General features: G+C 65.8%; 13 protein-coding genes. 6 read left to right on the top strand and 7 right to left on the bottom strand.

Annotated elements, in window-relative coordinates:
- Positions 1–16: 16 nt before the first annotated feature.
- The gene (locus tag EUV02_RS14155) at positions 17–1,810 is read right to left on the bottom strand and encodes a DUF885 domain-containing protein (RefSeq protein ID WP_243445918.1); all 1,794 of its coding nucleotides are present in this window, start codon (positions 1,808–1,810) and stop codon (positions 17–19) included.
- A gap of 117 nt (positions 1,811–1,927) precedes the next feature.
- On the opposite strand from EUV02_RS14155, the gene EUV02_RS14150 reads away from it, so the two are divergent.
- Genes EUV02_RS14150 through EUV02_RS14140 form a run of 3 tightly spaced genes read left to right on the top strand, consistent with a single transcriptional unit; the run spans position 1,928 to position 5,360 of the window.
- On the top strand, positions 1,928–3,724 hold the full coding sequence (locus EUV02_RS14150; protein ID WP_135246924.1) for a DUF885 domain-containing protein: 1,797 nt from the start codon (positions 1,928–1,930) through the stop codon (positions 3,722–3,724).
- Positions 3,724–3,909 carry a DUF3311 domain-containing protein gene (locus EUV02_RS14145; RefSeq protein WP_135246923.1) on the top strand — a complete coding sequence of 62 codons (186 nt, stop codon included), beginning with the start codon at positions 3,724–3,726 and terminating at the stop codon, positions 3,907–3,909. Before EUV02_RS14150 ends, EUV02_RS14145 begins: the two co-directional genes overlap by 1 nt.
- On the top strand, positions 3,906–5,360 hold the full coding sequence (locus tag EUV02_RS14140; RefSeq protein WP_135246922.1) for a sodium:solute symporter family protein: 1,455 nt from the start codon (positions 3,906–3,908) through the stop codon (positions 5,358–5,360). Before EUV02_RS14145 ends, EUV02_RS14140 begins: the two co-directional genes overlap by 4 nt.
- Here the strand turns inward: EUV02_RS14140 and EUV02_RS14135 are convergent.
- The 6 genes from EUV02_RS14135 to EUV02_RS14110 all read right to left on the bottom strand — a co-directional run bounded on the left by EUV02_RS14135 (position 5,326) and on the right by EUV02_RS14110 (position 13,876).
- A complete protein-coding gene (locus EUV02_RS14135; RefSeq protein WP_135246921.1) occupies positions 5,326–7,047 on the bottom strand; it encodes a DUF885 family protein in 1,722 nt (573 codons plus the stop codon). The genes EUV02_RS14140 and EUV02_RS14135 overlap by 35 nt on opposite strands.
- A gap of 76 nt (positions 7,048–7,123) precedes the next feature.
- Positions 7,124–8,398: an MgtC/SapB family protein gene (locus EUV02_RS14130; RefSeq protein ID WP_135246920.1), complete on the bottom strand. Its 1,275-nt coding sequence runs from the start codon at positions 8,396–8,398 to the stop codon at positions 7,124–7,126.
- Between the two features lie 48 nt (positions 8,399–8,446).
- Positions 8,447–8,872: a DUF4112 domain-containing protein gene (locus EUV02_RS14125; protein ID WP_135246919.1), complete on the bottom strand. Its 426-nt coding sequence runs from the start codon at positions 8,870–8,872 to the stop codon at positions 8,447–8,449.
- Between the two features lie 90 nt (positions 8,873–8,962).
- Positions 8,963–11,146 carry a phosphoribosylformylglycinamidine synthase subunit PurL gene (purL, locus tag EUV02_RS14120; protein WP_135246918.1) on the bottom strand — a complete coding sequence of 728 codons (2,184 nt, stop codon included), beginning with the start codon at positions 11,144–11,146 and terminating at the stop codon, positions 8,963–8,965.
- Between the two features lie 91 nt (positions 11,147–11,237).
- Positions 11,238–12,695 (bottom strand): efflux transporter outer membrane subunit, encoded by a 1,458-nt coding sequence (locus EUV02_RS14115; protein WP_207790197.1) that lies wholly within the window; start codon positions 12,693–12,695, stop codon positions 11,238–11,240.
- Positions 12,695–13,876, bottom strand: a complete 1,182-nt coding sequence (locus EUV02_RS14110) for a TonB-dependent receptor (protein ID WP_135246917.1) — start codon at positions 13,874–13,876, stop codon at positions 12,695–12,697. The genes EUV02_RS14115 and EUV02_RS14110 overlap by 1 nt, the downstream gene beginning before the upstream one ends.
- 398 nt (positions 13,877–14,274) lie before the next feature.
- Here EUV02_RS14110 and EUV02_RS14105 point away from each other — a divergent pair, with 398 nt between their 5' ends.
- The 3 genes from EUV02_RS14105 (at position 14,275) to EUV02_RS14095 (ending at position 18,519) form a co-directional block, all read left to right on the top strand.
- Positions 14,275–15,693, top strand: a complete 1,419-nt coding sequence (locus tag EUV02_RS14105) for a basic amino acid/polyamine antiporter (RefSeq protein ID WP_207790196.1) — start codon at positions 14,275–14,277, stop codon at positions 15,691–15,693.
- A gap of 37 nt (positions 15,694–15,730) precedes the next feature.
- Positions 15,731–16,966 (top strand): arginine deiminase, encoded by a 1,236-nt coding sequence (gene arcA, locus EUV02_RS14100; protein WP_135246916.1) that lies wholly within the window; start codon positions 15,731–15,733, stop codon positions 16,964–16,966.
- Between the two features lie 92 nt (positions 16,967–17,058).
- Positions 17,059–18,519, top strand: coding sequence for a Na+/H+ antiporter NhaC family protein (locus tag EUV02_RS14095; protein ID WP_135246915.1), 1,461 nt, complete (start codon positions 17,059–17,061; stop codon positions 18,517–18,519).

The following is an 18,519-nucleotide window of genomic DNA, read 5'->3' as shown; positions in this document are numbered from 1 at the left end:
TCTTGCCGCCAATGCACTAGGCCAGACCGCCGCCGCGCGCCACCCAGTCGCGCATCTTGGCCTCGAGTACCGCCATCGGCAGTGCGCCGGTGTTGAGGCATTGCGTATGGAAATCGCGGATATCAAACCGCTGGCCGAGTTGCGCCTGTGCGTCACGCCGCAACCGCGCAAAGGTCAGCTCACCGATCTTATAGGCGCACGCCTGCCCCGGATAGGCGATGTAGCGGTCGATCTCGACCGCGACGTCGCGCGGCGCCATCGAGGTGTTTTCGAGCATGTACGCCATCGCGCGGTCGCGGCTCCAGCCAAAGGCATGGATGCCAGTATCGACGACCAGCCGCACCGCACGCAGCATTTCCATGTCGAGATGGCCGAACCACTGCCACGGGTCGGTGAACATGCCGAGCTCGCGCCCCAGCGACTCCGAATACAGCCCCCAGCCTTCCGAATAGGCAGTGCTCGACCCATCGCGCAGCAGCGGCGGCAGCGCCTTGTTCTCGCGCGCCAGGTTGATCTGATAGTGATGGCCCGGGATGCCTTCGTGCAGCGTCAGCGTCTCGAGCGTCGGGATCGGCCGCGTGTCGAGCATCGCCATGTTGAAGTACAGCGTGCCCGGCGAGACGCCGTCGGGCGGGCCGGGCTTATAGTAACCAGTGCCGCGCGCGCCGCCGAGCGTCGGCAGCGCCGCGACGCGGAACGGCGCGCCCGGCCGGTCGCGGAACAGCGCCGGCATGCCCTGCCAGATGCGCGCTTCGATAGCGGCGAAGCGCCCGAGCAGTTCGGCTTCGGACTTACAGTAGAATTTGGGGTCGCTGCGGACATGGGCGAACAGCGCCTTTAGGTCGCCGTCGAAACCCAGCCCAACGCGAACCGCTTCCATTTCGGCGCGGATCCGCGCGACTTCGGCAACGCCGAGTGCGTGGATTTCGCTCGCCGACATCGTCGTGGTGGTGTGGCGCGCCAGTTCGGCGGCATAGAGCCGCGCGCCATCCTTCATCGCCGAACGCCCCGGCGCTTCGGGGGCGCGCGGGCGGTAGGTGTCGGTCAGGAACGACTTCCAGCGCGCATAGGCGGGCAGCACGACGGTGGCAGTGACGTCTTCATAGGCGACGCTGAGCCGTTCGCGATCGGCGGCGGGCAGCGTCGGCGGCATGCGCTTGATCGCGGCGTAGAACGGCGTCGCGGTCGGCGGCAGCGCCAGCATGGCGTCGACTTGTTTCAGGATATTGTCGACAATGATGCGCGGCTGGACGTGCCCCGCCGCCAGCCCCTCGCGCAGTCGCACGATGGTCATGTCCATATAGCCGGCAAAGCCGCGCAGCCTGTCGAGCCCGGCCTCATAGTCGGCCACGGTGGCGAACGGCGCACCGGCACCGGCAACAAAGTCCGGCAATTCGACCTGCAGCCCGAACGACGGATTGAGCGCGACCTGGCGCTGGATGGTGAATAGCCCGTCATCGAACAACGCCAGCGTCTGCGCGGTGCGATAGGCGAAAACGTCATAGGCGATGCGGTCGACGGGGCCGAGCGCGGCACGGTCGATGCTGCGCAACTCGGCAAGTTCGCGGCGCTTGTCGGATTCCAAGCGCGCCGCATAGCTGTCGCTGAGCGGATCGACGAACACCGGCACGCGGCGTTCGCCGGGTTCGCCGAGCGGGTCGAGCGCCGCCTCGGCCGCAGCGCTGGCGTCGAACAGCGCGCGCAGCCGGGCCGAGGCGTCGCCGGATGCAGCGCGTAGCGGCGCGGCGAGCACGGCCAGCAATGCCAAGGTGGCGCGGCGCGAAATGTCGGCGAAGTCGTTGATTTGCACGTAAGTCTCCCGGCCGCTGTCGCACTGTTGCTAAGCATCGGCGGCAATGGCAACGGTGAAAGCGTGCGGCGGGCGTTTTCGCCGCGGGACAGGGGATATTATGGACGCTGGGCTACGATGCTGAGCCGCCGCGCATTTGCCGCAGGCGCTGCGGCGCTGGCGCTGACCGGGCTGCCGGCGCGTGCCGCGACCAGCGCCGACGCCGCACATGCCGCGCTGCTCCAGCACTTCGCCGAAACCTTCCTGCGGCGTTCGCCCGAAGAAGCGACCGGCTTCGGTTTCGATGTCGGTGCCAATGCCGGGCTGCGGGCGCGGCTCGATGACCGGTCGCTGGCGGCGCGCGTCACCGATCGCGCCGGCGTCGAACAGGCGCGCGCGTTGCTGGCGCGTGTCGATGTCGCACAGCTCGGTGCGGCGGCGCGACTTGACCAGCAGGTCGCGGTGTTTGTCTGCGACACGCTCGCCGACCTGCTGGCGCGGCCGGGATATGTCGATATCAACCTGCGCCCCAGCCCCTATGTCGTCAGCCAGATGAACGGCGCCTATTACTGGCTGCCCGAATTCATCGGCTCGCGTGCGCCGCTGGTCACGCGTGCTGACGCCGCCGACTGGCTGGCGCGGCTGGCAGCGCTGGCAGTGGCGCTCGACCAGGAAACCGCGCGCATCGCGCATGACGCGGGGATTGGTGTCATCCCGCCCGATTTCGTGCTGTCGCGGACGCTGTCGCAGTTGCGTGCGCTGCGTGACGGGCCGCCGCTCGAGTCGGCGCTGATTGCGCCGGCGCTGGTGCGCGCCAAGGCGGCCGGCCTGCCCGACATGTCGGCACAGGCGGTGGCGATATTCCGCAACCAGATCGTCCCGGCGCTCGATCGCCAGATGGCGGCGCTGATGGCGGTGGTGCCGCGCGCGGTCGATATCGCCGGCGTCTGGCACCTGCCCGACGGCGACGCCTATTACGCCGCCGCGCTGCGCGCCAACACAACCGCCGACATTTCCCCCGACGCGCTGCACCGCGACGGGCTGGCGCAATGCGCGGCACTGAGCGCCGAAATCGACGCGTTGCTGCGCAAGCAGGGCCTGACACAGGGGTCGATTGCGGCGCGCATCAAGGCACTCGATGATGATCCGCGCTTCCGCGTCAGCAATGATGACGCCGGCCGCGCGCAACTGATGGCGGCGGCAAAGGCGGCGATTGCCGATGTCACCGCGCGACTGCCGCAGGCGTTCGGCAACACCACGGTGGCGCCGCTGATCGTCCAGCGCACGCCGATTGCCATCGAAGCCGGCTCGCCCGGCGCCTTCTACAGCGAGGGCGCCAATGGTGCGCCCGGCGTCTATTCGCTCAACCTCGGCAACCCCGGCGAGCATCCGCTGTGGCGACTGCCGACGCTGACGCACCACGAAGCGGTGCCCGGCCACCACTTTCAGGCGAGCGTGCTGGCGACGGCGGGCGACCTGTCGCTGTTTCGCCGCATCGTGCGCTTTTCGGCATGGACCGAAGGCTGGGGGCTCTATGCGCAGCAGGTCGCCGATGAGCTCGGGGTGTTCGACAATGACCCCTATGGCCGCATCGGCGCACTGCAGTCGCAACTGTTCCGCGCGGCGCGAATCGTTGTCGATACCGGCATCCACTACAAGCGCTGGAGCCTGCCGCAGGCGGTGGCGTGGATGGTCGAAAATGCCGGCGAGCAGGTCACATCCACCACCCGCGAAGTCGTGCGCTACAGCGTTTATCCAGGGCAGGCGTGCAGCTTCAAGGTCGGCGCCAACCGCATTCTGGCGGCGCGCGCGGCGGCACAGTCGGCGATGGGGACGCGCTTCCGCGTGCAGGATTTCCACGATCTGGTGCTGCTGTCCGGCCCGGTGCCGCTCGCGGTGCTCGAAGCCAGCGTCGCGCAGTGGAGTGCGCGTTGATGCATCGCTGGCTGCTGGTGCTGCCGTTCGTCTGGCAGGTGGCACTGGTGCCGTTCGCCAATGATGTGGCGTGGCGGCCGCTCGGCCTGCCGTTCGCGCTGGTCTGGCAGCTGGCGGGCGTAGTTTTCGCATCGCTGGTCATCGCGCTGGTGCACGTACTCGATAAGCGCGCGGCGCGCCGATGATTTTGGCGCTGGCGCTCGCCGTCGTGCTCGGCACTGTCGCCGGCGCTTTGCTCTATGGGCGGCAGCAGGCGCGCGCCGTCAACGTCACCGAATGGGCGATCGGCGGGCGGCGCTTCGGAATGCTGATCTTCTGGTTCCTCAACGCCGGCGAGGTCTACACGACCTTCGCGGTGCTCGGCATTTCGGGTTACGCCTGGGCTTACGGGGCGCCCGCCTATCTGGCGCTGACGTCAGTGTCGCTATCAGCAACGCTGGGCTATTGGCTGATGCCGCGCATCTGGGCGGCGGGACGCGCGCGCAACCTGCTGACGCAGGCCGATTTCTTTGCCGACCATTACCAGAGCCGCTTGCTCGGCGTGGTGGTCGCGATGGCAGGCATCGCGGCACTGGTCATCTATGTGCAGATCCAGATCGTCGCGCTCGGGTTGATCGTGCGGCTGACCTTGGGGCCGCAGATCGCGCCACTGGCAGCGGCGCTGATTGCCGCGGCGGTGATGCTGGCGTTCGTGTTCACTGCCGGTTTGCGCTCGGCGGCGTTCGCGGCGGGCGTCAAGGATGTGCTGATGGTGGTCATCGTCATCGGGCTGTGCGCGACGGTCGCCGCAAAGGTCGGCGCGACGTCGCTGCTCGACGTCTATGCGCAGGCCGAAGCCGCCTTCCCCGGCATCGGCAGCTTCCCCGGCCGCCAGCCCGACGCCGGGCTGACCAATGTCTGGCTGATGACCTCGGCGCTCAACGTCGCGCTCGGCAACTGGATCCTACCGCACCTGTTCCAGTTGTGTTTCTCCGCCGACAGTGCCGAGACGATCCGCCGCAACGCCATCTGGCAACCGATCTATTCGCTGTCGTACTTCTTCATCATCGCACTGGGGTTCGCGGCGCTGCTGGCGGGCGTGGCGCCGCCGGATGGTGACACCAATGCGGTGCTGCCAAGCTTTGTTGTGGCGCATTATCCGGCATGGGTGACCGGGCTGTTCGCGGGGACGGCTTGCCTGCTGGCGCTGGTGCCGGGGTCGGTGCTGCTGCTGACCGCGGGGACGATTTTCGGCCGCAACGTAGTGCTGCCGTTGCGGCCCGCGATGGACGGGCGCGCGCTGCTACTGGTGTCGAGAGTGGCGATGATCGGCTTTGCCGGTGCGGCGGTATGGCTGGCACTCGGCGGGTCGAAGTCGCTCGTCGAGATCGGGCTGTCGGCGTATGCGGCGATCGGCATGCTGGCGCCCGGCGTGTTTTTCGCGTTCCTGTGGCCGCGCGCCAATGCCGCGGGCGTGCTCGCGGGGATTGTCGTCGGCTACGCCGCGTTGCTGCTGCCTACCGCCGATGCGTTCTGGTCGGCGCATTTCCCCGGCTGGGAGCACGGCCTGCTGGCGATGGCGGTCAATGCGGCGACGGTGGTGCTGGTCTGCGCATTGTCGCCTAACGCTTCGGCGGCAACATCTCGTCCTCGATAAGCGTGATCGGGATGATACCCGACGCCATGACCTGCGCCATGAAATCCTTCATCACGAACGGCTTTCCGGCCTGTTCGTCGGCGTGCGAGACATCCGCCATCAACCGGTCGAGCTGCAGCTTGCCGGTGACATAGCTCGGGCCGTAGCCGGGCTGGCGCAGATAGAGCAGCTGTTCGAAGCCGACGAGTTTGCTGTTCGGGTCCGACCAGCCGCGCGGCGTCCATTCGGCATGGAAACGCCCGGCTTGGGCGAGGTCCATCTGGTTGGCCTGGACGTGCAGCGACGCCAGCCCGCGCGCGGCACGGTTGGCGAGCATGATCCACACCAGCTCGCGCCCGTGCGGGACATCGTCATACAGCCCGACCTGCATGGCGATTTCCTCGAACGCCGTGGCAAAGCCTTCGGAACGGTTGGCGTAAATGTTGAACAGCGGCGGGGTGCGACGGATCGGGCTGGCGTTGGGTGCGACCTGCATCCGTGCCAGATCGATCCAGTGCGTCATGTGCGATTTGAGCGGCATCGGGTCCTGCGCCGTGACGTGCGCGAAGAAGTTGCGGTCGCCGGGTGCGACATAGTCGATCTGCTGCGCGGCAATCGCGGCCCGCGCCCAGTCGGTATCGGGGATGACCCCGGCAGCCGCCAGAAAGCTGCTCAACCGCGCCGATTTGGCGTCGATTTGCGCGCGGAACGCCGCCGGGTCGGTCAGCGGCACCACCGCCGGCACGTCGCGGTTGCGGACTTCCTCAAGCCGCAGCGAGGCAATCGAACGGTCGAGTTCGCGGCGCAACAAGGTGACCTGCTGGTCCCAGTCCCAGGGCAGCAGTTCGACGTTGGCGACATACCAATTGTAATTGTCCTTGCCGACGCCCGACGGGCCGGTCTTACTGGGTGCCTGCGCGGCGACCCAGGCGGCAAAGTCATCGGTCGCGCTTTTGGCTGCAGCGACGGCGCGCGCCAGTTCGGGGCCGCCGCCTGCCATTGTTGCGGGACGCCGGCCCTGAAGCGTGTTGAGTATCAGCGTGCCCTTGGCGAAGGCGTCGAGCACCGCGCTCTGTTCACGATAGGCCCGGTCGCCGTAGCGCCATAGGTCGGCGGCATTGCTGCCGGCGAGGTTGACGCGCGCCGCCGCGAGGTTGGCGGGTACCGCGGCAAGCGCAGCGGTCAGTTTGCGCGCATCGGCGGCGCTGAGCGGGTAGCTATAGTCGTAGAGATTGATGTTCGGGGCGGCGCTGGAGCCTTCGTGCGCGGGGACGTCGCTCCATTCGGCAAAGATGTTGGCATAAAAGGATGGGTCGCGCGCCCAGGGCTTGAGCACGCGCTGGAAGAAATCGAGGCCGTTCATTTCAGCGGCGATGAAGCGTGCATCGACCCGCGCAGTCTCGGGCCAGCCGGTCTGGTCGATGGCTGCCAGCCGGGCGCGGCACGCCGGCAAGGCGGCGGCCTGGCGTGCCATGGCGGCGGCGCCATAGTCGGCGACGCCGTTGGTCACAGTCGGCTGGGCGAAGGCGCGCCAGTCATCAAACAGCTTGACCAGTTGCAGGTAGTTCGCCGGCATTGCGGCTGCGCGTTCGGCAGCGGTTGGCGGCACGAAGCCCGGCGCGGCGGTAGCGACCTGCGCGGTGCAGGCGAGCAACGCGACGACAAATGCATGGCGCCAGCCTGTCGTCCGAACCGCCTTGAACATCATGCTTCCCCCTTGAAATCGCCGGTCAGCGAAGGTGCACAGAAGGCCGCCGCGGCGTCAATCGGCGCTGCCCAAGCGCTTACTGCAGCCAGACCAATGCAATCGTCGCGGCGAGCAACACTGCGACGCCGAACAGCGGCAGTGCGGCGCGCCAGCCCTGTGTCCAGCCGCCGAGCGTCACTACAATCGCGGCCTTCCACAGCGTGTTGATCAGGATCGGCAGCGCCAGCAACAGCCCGAAGTTGCGCGCCGGCATCGTGGTCGCGGGCAGGCTGCCCAGCATGATGATCGCCGCATCGACATCGTACAGCCCGGTCAGCGCGACGACGCTGGTCAGCCCGGTGCCACCGTAGCGGTCGATGGCCCAGCGCGACAACAGGATGACGGCTGCAATCAGCGCGGCAAAGCCAAGTGCCGGCCAGAAATCGAAAGGGTTGCGCGCCGGCATCGGCTTGCCGTCCTTTGCATCGGCATAACGCGCGGACACCAGCGCATAGACACAGGCAAATAGCGCCGCGGGTGCCATAATCGCCAAGAACGACAGCCGCGCTACCGGCACCAGCACGCCGGCGAGCACGATGACGCGCAGCGCCATGACGGCGGTGGCGGCCGCGATGCCGGCGCGCAGAATGTCGACGGTTTCAGTCGGGTCGCGCAGCCGCCGCGCCAGCTCGGCGCTGACTGCGGTCGAGGAGTAGGTCGCACCGATGGCGGCTGCAGCCACCGTGCCGCGCGTGGTGCCAAGCCGCTTGCTGGCGACATAGCCGGCGAATGACAGCCCGGTGACGAACACCACGACCAGCCACAGCGTCCGCAAGTTCCACGCGTCATACGGCCCGAAGGCGCGGTCGGGCAGCAACGGCCAAATCACGCAGACAATGACGACATATTGTACGGCCGCGCGCATGTCGCGTGGCCCAAGTGCGCGTAGCCAACCGTGCAGCGTGTCGCGCAGCGACAGTAGCAGCGTCACGACACCGCCCATGACCACCGCGGCCGTAGCATATCCGGTCGTCGCCAGCAGTCCGAGCAGCAAGGTCAGTATCGATACCAGCGTGCCCGTTGCCGAAACGCTGGCAGTTTGCTTGAGCCGGGCGCGATAGCCGAGCACCAGCGCCGCAACGACACCCGCCGCAGCCGCAATGGCCACCCAGCGCAATGGCGCGGTCGGCAGCACCGGCGCGGCGAGCAACCCGGTGATCCCGCCGATCAGCCCGATGACGGCATAAGTCCGGATGCCGGCGATCCGGCCACCCGATGGCTCGTCACGGAGCTGCCAGCCGCGCTCGGTGCCGATGATCAGCCCGATGCCGAGCGACAGCGCCAGCGCAACAATGGGGTGCAAATTGTCCATTGCCGCCCGTCATCGCAGCCCCGACGCGGCGGCGCAACCGGCTTGGCTTCAGGCGTTGATGGTGGCGCTTGCCGGGTGGTGGCGATCGAGGTGGCGCTTGATCAGCCGCAGGTTGCGGGTGTTCGACCGGAACACCACGTCGAACAGGTCACCGACGAACGGGATCGCGCCGAGTGCCGTGTCGACGCCGACGTTGCCGGCCATGCGCCATAGCGTCCACTTCGACATCTTGAGGTTGCGCGCTTCCCAGACGATATAGGCACCCATCAATCCGCTGATGATGTCGCCGACGCCGGGCACCAGGCCGATCACCGAATCGAGCCCGAAGCGCATTTGCGTGCCCGGCACGACCAGCGCGCGTTCGAGCACCAGCTCAAGCATCTCGATACGCTTGCGCACGGCAGCGGGGTCATTGCCGAGCTGCGGCAACGCCATGGTGAATTGGTCAAAGCTACGCGCAGCAGCTGCAGCCATCGATGCGAAACACTCCTCGCGAACCCAGTCGCATCACGCAATATGGGGTGCAGGCAGGCGCCTTCAAGCAGTGCCCGCTGTAGACGCGCGCTAAATCTCGTCGCGCATCATTGCCGGAAAAGCGCCTTCATGCGCGGCGCGCAGGTCGGCGAGTTTCACCTTGGTCTTGGCGCCGATGATGATGCTGTCACCGCCGGTGCGGCCGACGCGGCGCATCGGCACCGGTGCGTCCACGACGTTTGCAGCGGGCAGCGTCACCAGATAGCGCCCCTGGCCTTCGCCAAAGGCACCGCCGGTATCGAGGTCGAACAAGGTTGCGCCGATGTTGCCGGCGAGCGCCATTTCGGTGACTGCGACCAGCAGGCCGCCGTCTGAAATGTCGTGGACGGCGGTCAGCTGGCCGGTGCCGATCAGCATCGCGACGAAATCGCCCGCGGCGCGTTCGGCGGCGAGATCGACGGCCGGCGGCGGACCGTCTTCGCGACCGAGACATTCGCGCAGGTACAGCGACTGGCCGAGGTGGGTGTCGGTGTCGCCGCCGCCGATCAGCCAGATGTCCTGTTCGACTGCCTTGAACGCCAGGCTCATCGACTTGGTATAGTCCTCGATCAGCCCGACGCCGCCGATCGCGGGGGTTGGCATGATGCCGGTGCCGTTGGTTTCGTTGTACAGGCTGACGTTGCCGCTGACCACGGGATAGTCGAGAGCCTTGCAGGCGGCCGCCATGCCTTCGATGCAACCGACGAATTGCCCCATGATTTCAGGGCGCTGCGGGTTGCCGAAGTTCATGCAATCGGTGATCGCCAGCGGCAGCGCGCCGACCGCAATCAGGTTGCGCCAAGTCTCGGCGACGGCCTGTTTGCCACCTTCATAGGGGTCGGCGAAGCAGTAGCGCGGGGTGCAATCGGTGGTGATCGCCAGCGCCTTTTGCGTGCCGTGGAGGCGCACCACCGCCGCATCGCCGCCGGGGCGCTGCAGGGTGTCGGCGCCGACCATGTGGTCGTACTGCTCCCAGATCCAGCGCTTGGACGCGAGGTCGGGGCACGCCATCAGCTTGAGCAGATCGGCACCGAGATCGGTCGATTCAGAAACTGCACCCAGCGGCGCGCGCTTTGGCGTCGGCACGTGCGCGCGGTCGTACTTGGGGGCATTGTCGGCAAGCGGCCCGAGCGGAATGTCCGCCACCGTGTCGCCGTGGAAGGTCAGCACCAGCCGCTCGGTGTCGGTGACTTCGCCGATCACCGCGAAATCGAGTTCCCATTTGTGGAAGATCGCCTCGGCAAACGCCTCGCGGCCGGGCTTCAAGACCATCAACATGCGCTCCTGGCTTTCGCTGAGCATCATTTCATACGGCGTCATGCGGTCTTCGCGGCACGGCACCTTGTCGAGGTCGAGGCGCAGCCCGACGCCACCCTTCGAGGCCATTTCGACCGACGACGAGGTCAACCCGGCGGCGCCCATGTCCTGGATGGCGACGATCGCGTCGGACGCCATCAGTTCGAGGCAGGCTTCGATCAGCAGCTTTTCGGTGAACGGGTCGCCGACCTGCACTGTGGGGCGCTTGTCCTCGGACTCCTCGGTGAACTCGGCCGATGCCATCGTCGCGCCGTGGATGCCGTCGCGGCCGGTTTTCGAGCCCACGTAAATCATCGGGTTGCCGACGCCGGCGGCGGCCGACAGGAAAATCTTGTCCTGCCGCGCGGTGCCGACGGTCATCGCGTTGACGAGGATGTTGCCGTCATAGCTCGCGTGGAAATTGGTCTCACCGCCAACGGTGGGCACGCCGACGCAATTGCCGTAGCCGCCGATGCCGGCGACAACGCCCTTGATCAGGTGTCGCATCTTCGGCGCATCGGGGCGGCCGAAGCGCAGCGCGTTCATGTTGGCGACGGGGCGCGCGCCCATGGTGAAGACGTCGCGCAGGATGCCGCCGACGCCGGTCGCGGCGCCTTGATAGGGCTCAATGAAGCTCGGGTGGTTGTGGCTTTCCATCTTGAAGATGGCGGCCATCGGCGCGCCGTCGGGGCCGGCGCCGATGTCGATGACGCCAGCATTCTCGCCGGGACCGTGGATGACCCAGGGCGCCTTGGTCGGCAATTTGGCGAGGTGGATGCGGCTCGACTTGTAGCTGCAGTGCTCCGACCACATCACCGAAAAGATACCGAGTTCGAGCATGTTGGGCACGCGCCCCAGCGACGCGACCAGCACGTCATATTCGTCGGGCGTGAAGCCGTGTTCGGCAACAATGGCGGGGGTGATCTCGGCGTGAGACATGGAGCGCGGGTCCTGCTGGTGTCGGCGTGCGGCGGCTTCTAGCCGAGTGTGTCGGCGCTGTCATCCCGGGCTTGGCGGTGATTGGCCGCGATTAGCTGCCCGATGCGCCGGCTTTGACCGGGGCGTTGTTCGCCTGGTTGGTTGCGGTGGTGACCCAGCCGCCGCCCATGGCGCGATAGACGTTGATGACCTGCGCCTGACGTTCCGCGCTGATCCGCACCGATGCCAGCTCGGCGGCAAACAGCTCGTTTTCGGCGACCAGCACGTCGATGTAGCTGGTCATGCCGTTTTCGAAGCGCAGGTTGGACAGTCGCGCGAAGTCACGCAGCGCCGCGACGCGTGCCTGCTGCTCGGCGAGTTCGTTGGCCTTGAGCGTCGAGCCGGTCAGCGCGTCATTGGTTTCGCGGAAGGCGTTGAGGATGGTCTGCTGATAGCCGAGCAGCGCCTGTTCGCGCACCGCGTCAGCCGAGGCGTTCTGGCCCTTGACCGCTCCAAAGGTGAAAATCGGGCCGGCGATGCTGCCCCCTGCCCGCCATGCCTGCGACGGACCGGTAAACAGGTCGGAGAAGGTCGTGCTGACGGTGCCGAGCAAGCCGGTCAGCGAGATGTTGGGGTAATAGAGTGCGCGCGCCGCACCGACATTGGCGTTGGCGGCAACGAGATTTTGCTCGGCCTGCAGCACGTCGGGGCGGCGTTCGAGCAAGGTCGACGGCAGATCGGCGGGAATCGCCGGGGCCAGCAGCTGATCGATGGTCTTGCCGCGCGGAATCGGGCCGGGGTTGCGGCCGAGCAGCAGCGAGATCAGGTTTTCCTGCGCTGCAATCGCCTGTTCGAACAGCGGAATTGCCGCCTTGGCCTGCTGGACCTGCGAGGTGATCTGCATGACCTCGACCTTCGAGACGACGCCCTGTTTGTAGCGCAGGTCGAAGATGTGCGCGGTCTTTTCGAAATTGGCGGTGGTGGCGCGGGCGATTTCGAGCTGACGGTCAAGCGCGCGCAGCGCGACATAGCTGGTGGCGAGGTTGCTGACGAGCGTCAGCACGACGCCGCGCTGCGCCTGTTCGCTGGCAAACACCTGCGCTTGCGCCGCCTCCGACTGCCGGCGGACACGGCCGAACAAATCGATCTGCCAGCTGGCACCAAGCGACGCCTGAAATAGCGAGAAGGTCGCGTCGGCGCCCGGCGGCAGCGGCGGCTGGCCGATGCGGCTGGCCTGCGCGCGGCTGGCATCGGCGCCGTAGCCGATTTGCGGGAACAGCTGCGACCGCGTCGTGCCGAGCGCGCCGATGAACTGGTCGATGCGCGCCGCGGCAATCTGGACATCGAGGTTGCCGCCGAGTGCCTCGGCGACGAGCTGGTCGAGCACCGGATCGCCGAACTGCTGCCACCACTGCGTGTTGGCGGCATCGGCGACGGCGACCGGATCGGCGACTGGCGCGGTACGCCACGCCGCGGGCGCCGCGACGTCGGGGCGCTTGTAATCAGGCCCCAGCGTGCAGCCGCCAAGGCCAACGAATACCAGGGTCAGCATTGCAAGCCGCGCGCTCATCAGAAATCCTTGCGTAAGGTGAGGTGCAGTTCGGTCGAGCTGTAGTTGAGCGCGAGGATATTACTCTTGTCCTCGGTGTAAAGAATTTCGGGATTGAGCGACCAGCCGCGCCCGAATTCCCCCAAGTCGAACTCCCACGTCAGGCCGCCGCCGATTTCCCAGAGGTCATCGTTGCGCGTGGTGATGCCGACCACGCCGTCGGCGCCTTCGGAATTGATGCGTTCGACGTTATAGCGATCGGTCTGCCACCAGGCGAAGACATAGCCGCCCCAGGAATCGCTCAGCGTGAAATTGAACGTCGGTGACAGGTTGAAGAAGTTCGAGTCGCCGTCGGGGCGGTTGTCGGTGGCGAATTCGCGGCCACCGCCGGCGGCGAGGCTGAAGCTCGCCTTGCCGTCCGCCAGCGTATGCGTCCAGCCGCCGGTGAATTCGAGGATGTTGCGCGACCGGGCGCGCAGCGGGCCTTGCGGATAGTTGCGGCGGCGGAACTCGACGCCGAGGTTGAACTGGTCGGTCGGGTCGCCAAGAAAGCGCACCGTGCCGAACACGCCGTAGTCGTTGCGGGTCTGGCCGTTGCCGCGGTAGCTGGCGCGACCACGCACGCCGACCGCGAGATTATTGTCGCCGAAGCCGTGGCTGAAATTGGCGTTCCAGCGCAGATCCGAATCGTCGCGGCGGCTGGCGTTGTCATAGTTGCGGTGGCGGTAATCGAGGCTGAAATTGAGCGCGTTTGCGTCGGTCATCACATAGTTGAGGCGGCCGCCGACGCGGGCGCTAAAGAACATGTCATTGGTATCGCCGCTGCCGGCGACGGTATCGTTTTCGTGATAATTGCCGACACCGAGCAGCGCATAGCCGCTCGGCAACCAGCGGCTGCCGCCCAGATAGGCGCGCGCCGCATCGGCATAGACTTCGGCTTGCGCGTGCAGGTCGGCGGGCAAGTCGTCGAGCCGCAGCACGGTTTCGAATTCGAGCTTGGCGCCGGCATAGTCGCCCTTGGCCATCAGCTCGAGCCCGCGGCGCAGGTGCTCGGCAGCCGGGTCGGCGGCGACAGGCGGCGCCGCGGCCGGCTCTGCGGCGACGACAGGTGCACAGGCTGTCGCAAAAATGGTGAACGCCGCAGCGACGCGGACCACGCCCAATGCAGCTGGCGACGGCTTGTGCGCGGCGACAGTATTCATCCAGCCCCGCCCGCGTATAGGTTGCGCATTGGCCACCCCCTGTGACGTTGCCCCAAATTGTTACAGCCTAAAGGCGGTCCGAATGCAAAAATAATGCAAGCTACCTAGCGCGGGCGCAGTTTCAAAACTGGTTCGCAAGGCAATTACTGCGCGGAGCCTACAGCGCACTCTGATATATATCAACCGGCTGCGACAAAACGCCTTCTTCCAAAGCACGCACTTGATCTTGCTTCAAAAAACCGCATAGTCGTGCATGTGTAATGGTGCCGGCAGGGAGTGTCGGTCACCGTTACAACAGGTCCGGACCGGATGCCGGACAGGGCTCAGTAACGCGCGCGTTGACGTCTAATCGGCAGAGTTGAATTGCGCAGTGCAAGCGCAAGGCAAGGGGGACTGGCATGGCTGAGCAAAAGATGTCGCGGCTGCAGCTGACGGCCATGGTGGTCGGCGGCATGGTCGGCGCCGGCATTTTCTCGCTGCCGCGCACCTTTGCTTCGGCCACCGGGCCGCTTGGTGCGGTCATTGCGTGGATCATCGCCGGTACCGGTATGTACATGCTGGCGCGGGTGTTCCAGGCACTCGCCGAACGCAAGCCCGATATCGATGCCGGTGTGTTCGCCTATGCCAAGGCGGCATTCGGCGACTATCCAGGGTTCATATCGGCGTTTGGTTACTGGATCGGCAGTTGCATCGGCAACGTGTCGTACTGGGTGCTGATCAAGTCGACGCTCGGGGCGTTCTTCCCGATGTTCGGCGACGGCAATACCGCCATCGCGATTGCCTTTGCCTCGCTGGGCATCTGGATGTTCCATTTCCTGATCCTGCGCGGCGTCCAGCAGGCGGCGTTCATCAACAGCATCGTTACCGTGGCCAAGGTCATTCCGATCATGCTGTTCATCGTGCTGATGTTCGTGGCGTTCAAAATCGACATGTTCAGCATGAATTTCTACGGCGGCGACCTGACCGGTGGACTATTCGAGCAGGTGCGCGCGACGATGCTGGTGACGGTGTTCGTGTTCATCGGCATCGAAGGCGCCAGCGTCTATTCGCGCTTCGCCAAAAAGCGCGAGGACGTCGGTGCCGCGACCATTTTGGGCTTCATCATCGTTACCAGCCTGATGGTACTGGTGACGCTGCTGCCTTACGCCGTCATGGATCGTGCTTCGATCGCCGGGCTGCGCCAGCCGTCGATGGCCGGCATGCTTGAATCGGTGGTCGGGCCGTGGGGCAGCATCTTCATCAGCGCCGGGCTGCTGGTGTCGGTACTCGGCGCCTATCTCGCCTGGGCGCTGATCTGTGCCGAAGTGATGTTCGCGGCCGGCAAGTCGAAGGACATGCCTGCAGCGTTTTCAAAGCTCAACAAGAATGGAACCCCGGTGGTGGCGATGTGGGCCACCAGCATCGTTATCCAGCTGATCATCATCAGCACCTATTGGTCGAACGACGCCTTTGCGCTGATGCTCAACCTGACCAGTGCGACGACGCTGATCCCGTATTTCTTCGTCGCCGCCTATGGCTTCCTGCTGGCGCGCCGCGGTGAAACCTATCAGGTCCGGCCGCAGGAACTCGGGCGTGACCGCATCATCTCAACGCTCGCCGTCGCCTATACGCTGTTCATGATCTACGCGAGCGGCTTCAAGTTCATCGTGCTATCGGCGGTCATCTTCGCGCCCGGCACCATCCTGTATTTCATCGCGCGGCGCGAACAGGGCAAGCCGGTGTTCGCCAAGACCTCCGACTGGGTCATCTTCGGCCTGCTGGTCGCGGGTGCCGTCTACGGCGTCTACGGCATCGCCACCGGCGCCATCGAAATCTAGATCCGTCCCAACCCCAAGCTGAAACGAGGGTATCGATATGAATTTTGGCGTTTATTCGGAAGTCGGCCAGCTGCGCAAGGTCATGGTGTGCGCGCCCGGCAAGGCCCACCAGCGCCTGACCCCGAGCAACTGCGACGATCTGTTGTTCGATGACGTGATGTGGGTCGAAAATGCCAAGCGCGACCATTTCGACTTCATGACCAAGATGCGCGACCGCGGCATCGAAGTGCTCGAAATGCACAACCTGCTCGCCGAAACCGTGGCGATCCCCGAAGGCAAGAAGTGGATTCTCGACAACCAGGTCGTCGCCAACCAGGTCGGACTTGGCCTCGTCGAGGAAATCCGCAGCTACCTCGAAGGCCTTTCCCCGCGCGATCTCGCCGAAACACTGATCGGCGGCCTGTCGCTCGATGAGTTCGCCGAAGCCAATGGCAAGGGCACGATCTGCATCGTCCGCGAAGCCGCCGGCGGCACCGAATATCTGCTGCCGCCGCTGCCCAACACGCTGTACACGCGCGACACGACCTGCTGGATTTACGGCGGCGTGACGCTGAACCCGCTGTATTGGCCGGCGCGGCATGAAGAAACCATCCTGACCACCGCGATCTACAAGTTCCATCCGGACTTCGCCGGCAAGGTCAACGTCTGGTACGGCGACCCGACCGAAGACCATGGCATGGCGACCGTCGAAGGCGGCGATGTCATGCCGATCGGCAACGGCAATGTGCTGATCGGCATGAGCGAGCGCACGTCGCGCCAGGGCATCAGCCAGCTCGCTGCCGCGCTGTTCGCCAAGGGTGCCGCCGAACGCGTCATCGTCGCGGCCATGCCCAAGCTGCGCGCCGCGATGCACCTCGATACGGTCTTCACGTTCGCTGATCGTGACTGCGTGCTGCTCTATCCCGACATCATGGACCATGTCGGCACCTATTCGTATCGCCCGAGCGCCAAGCCCGGCGGTGTCGAGCTGACCAAGGACAAGGGCAAGTTCACCGACGTCGTCGCCGAAGCGCTCAACTTCAAGAAGCTGCGCGTCGTCGAAACCGGCGGCAATGCCTATATGCGCGAACGCACGCAGTGGGACAGCGGCGCCAACCTTGTTTGCGCGTCGCCCGGCGTGGTGTTCGCCTATGACCGCAACACCTACACCAACACGCTGTTGCGCAAGCAGGGCATCGAAGTCGTGACGATCGTCGGTGCAGAACTCGGCCGCGGCCGTGGTGGCGGGCATTGCATGACCTGCCCGATCATCCGCGACGCCGTCGACTTCTGATCGAGACGCACCGCGCTGCCGGGCCAAATGACGCCCCCGGCAGCGCGGTGCCGATATAACAGGCCGGGGGGCAGGACCGTGAGCAAGGGGCAATGATCAGGCCGAAACAACCCGAGCCGCTATCGCTGCCGGAGGCCGCCATTCCGGTCGTCGCGCTGATCGCGTTGGTCGGCCTGTCCTACTTCCTGTTCGGTGATGGCGGCGCGGGCGGCCCCAATCAGGTGGCGCTGGTCATTGCGACGATGATTGCGGTGTTCATTGGCTGGCGCCGCGGCCATGCCGTCGACGAGCTCGGCAAGGCGGCGTCCGACAGCGTCGCCACTGGCATCGGCGCCATCTTCATCCTGTTCGCAGTCGGTGCACTGATCGGCACTTGGGCGCTCAGCGGCACGCTTGTGGCGATGGTCTATTACGGGCTGCAGTTGCTCAGCCCGAACTATTTCTACTTTACCGCCTGCGCGATCAGCGCTGTCGTGGCGTTCAGCATCGGCAGCTCGTGGACCGTGGTCGGCACCATCGGTGTCGGCTTCATGGGCATCGCCGTCAGCATGGACCTCAACCCGGCAATCGCTGCCGGCGCCATAATTTCGGGCGCCTATTTCGGCGACAAATCCTCGCCCTTGTCGGATTCGGCCAATCTTTCGGCGGCGGCGGCGGGCGTGCCGCTCTACACGCATATCCGCGAGACGCTGCTGACCTCGATTGCGTCGCTTGCGATATCGCTGGCGGTATTCTTCTTCCTTGGCCAGCCGGGCGATTTCGATTCGACCGAGAAGATGGCGTCGATCCAAAATTCGTTCGGCGTCACGCTATGGATGTTCGTGCCGCTGGTGGTCGTCATCGGGCTGGCGCTGCTCAAGTTCCCGCCGTTCACCTCGATCTTCCTCGGTGCGATTGCCGGCGGCGTGCTGGCGGTGCTTATCGCGCCCGATCGGGTACTGCGCTTTGCCGATGTCGGGCCCGATATGCCGACCGCACTGGCGATGCTCAAAGGCGTCTGGCGGGCGCTGGCGAGCGGCTATACCTCGACATCGGGGTTCCAACCGATGGACCAATTGGCGTCGCGCGGCGGCATGGACAGCATGCTCAACACGATCTGGCTCATTGTCAGCGCGCTGGCGTTCGGCGGAGTCGTCGAAAAGGCCGGCGTGCTCGACCGGTTGATCACGCCGATCATCAATCGCGCCAAGTCCGACGGCGCGCTGGTGGCGTCGCTGGTCAGCTCGATCATCGCCACCAACATCATCACCGCCGACCAGTATATCGCGATCGTGCTGCCCGGCCGGATGTTCAAGGGCGCGTTCGAAAAACGCGGGCTGGCGCCAGTCGTGCTGTCGCGCGCCGTCGGCGATACTGCGACGCCGACATCGGCGCTGATCCCGTGGAACAGCTGCGGCGCCTATATGGCCGCAACGCTGGGGGTCGCGACATGGAGCTACGCGCCGTACGCGATCTTCAGTTTCGTCAGCCCGATCATCACCGTCGCGATTGCCTATGCCGGCATCCGGATGATGCACACCGCGCCGCCTGCCCCCGCCAACACGCTGCATTGA

It is taken from the genome of Glacieibacterium arshaanense (assembly GCF_004681125.1).
Classification (GTDB): Bacteria; Pseudomonadota; Alphaproteobacteria; order Sphingomonadales; family Sphingomonadaceae; genus Polymorphobacter_A; species Polymorphobacter_A arshaanense.
Note: the sequence above shows the minus strand (reverse complement) of the source record. Positions and strands in the feature narration are given on the sequence as shown.

Coding starts and splice junctions, on each gene's coding strand:
- EUV02_RS14150 (WP_135246924.1), top strand. CDS start 1,928: ATGCTGAGCCGCCGCGCATTTGCCGCAGGCGCTGCGGCGCTGGCGCTG.
- EUV02_RS14145 (WP_135246923.1), top strand. CDS start 3,724: ATGCATCGCTGGCTGCTGGTGCTGCCGTTCGTCTGGCAGGTGGCACTG.
- EUV02_RS14140 (WP_135246922.1), top strand. CDS start 3,906: ATGATTTTGGCGCTGGCGCTCGCCGTCGTGCTCGGCACTGTCGCCGGC.
- EUV02_RS14135 (WP_135246921.1), bottom strand. CDS start 7,047: ATGATGTTCAAGGCGGTTCGGACGACAGGCTGGCGCCATGCATTTGTC.
- EUV02_RS14130 (WP_135246920.1), bottom strand. CDS start 8,398: ATGGACAATTTGCACCCCATTGTTGCGCTGGCGCTGTCGCTCGGCATC.
- EUV02_RS14125 (WP_135246919.1), bottom strand. CDS start 8,872: ATGGCTGCAGCTGCTGCGCGTAGCTTTGACCAATTCACCATGGCGTTG.
- purL (WP_135246918.1), bottom strand. CDS start 11,146: ATGTCTCACGCCGAGATCACCCCCGCCATTGTTGCCGAACACGGCTTC.
- EUV02_RS14115 (WP_207790197.1), bottom strand. CDS start 12,695: ATGAGCGCGCGGCTTGCAATGCTGACCCTGGTATTCGTTGGCCTTGGC.
- EUV02_RS14110 (WP_135246917.1), bottom strand. CDS start 13,876: ATGAATACTGTCGCCGCGCACAAGCCGTCGCCAGCTGCATTGGGCGTG.
- EUV02_RS14105 (WP_207790196.1), top strand. CDS start 14,275: ATGGCTGAGCAAAAGATGTCGCGGCTGCAGCTGACGGCCATGGTGGTC.
- arcA (WP_135246916.1), top strand. CDS start 15,731: ATGAATTTTGGCGTTTATTCGGAAGTCGGCCAGCTGCGCAAGGTCATG.
- EUV02_RS14095 (WP_135246915.1), top strand. CDS start 17,059: ATGATCAGGCCGAAACAACCCGAGCCGCTATCGCTGCCGGAGGCCGCC.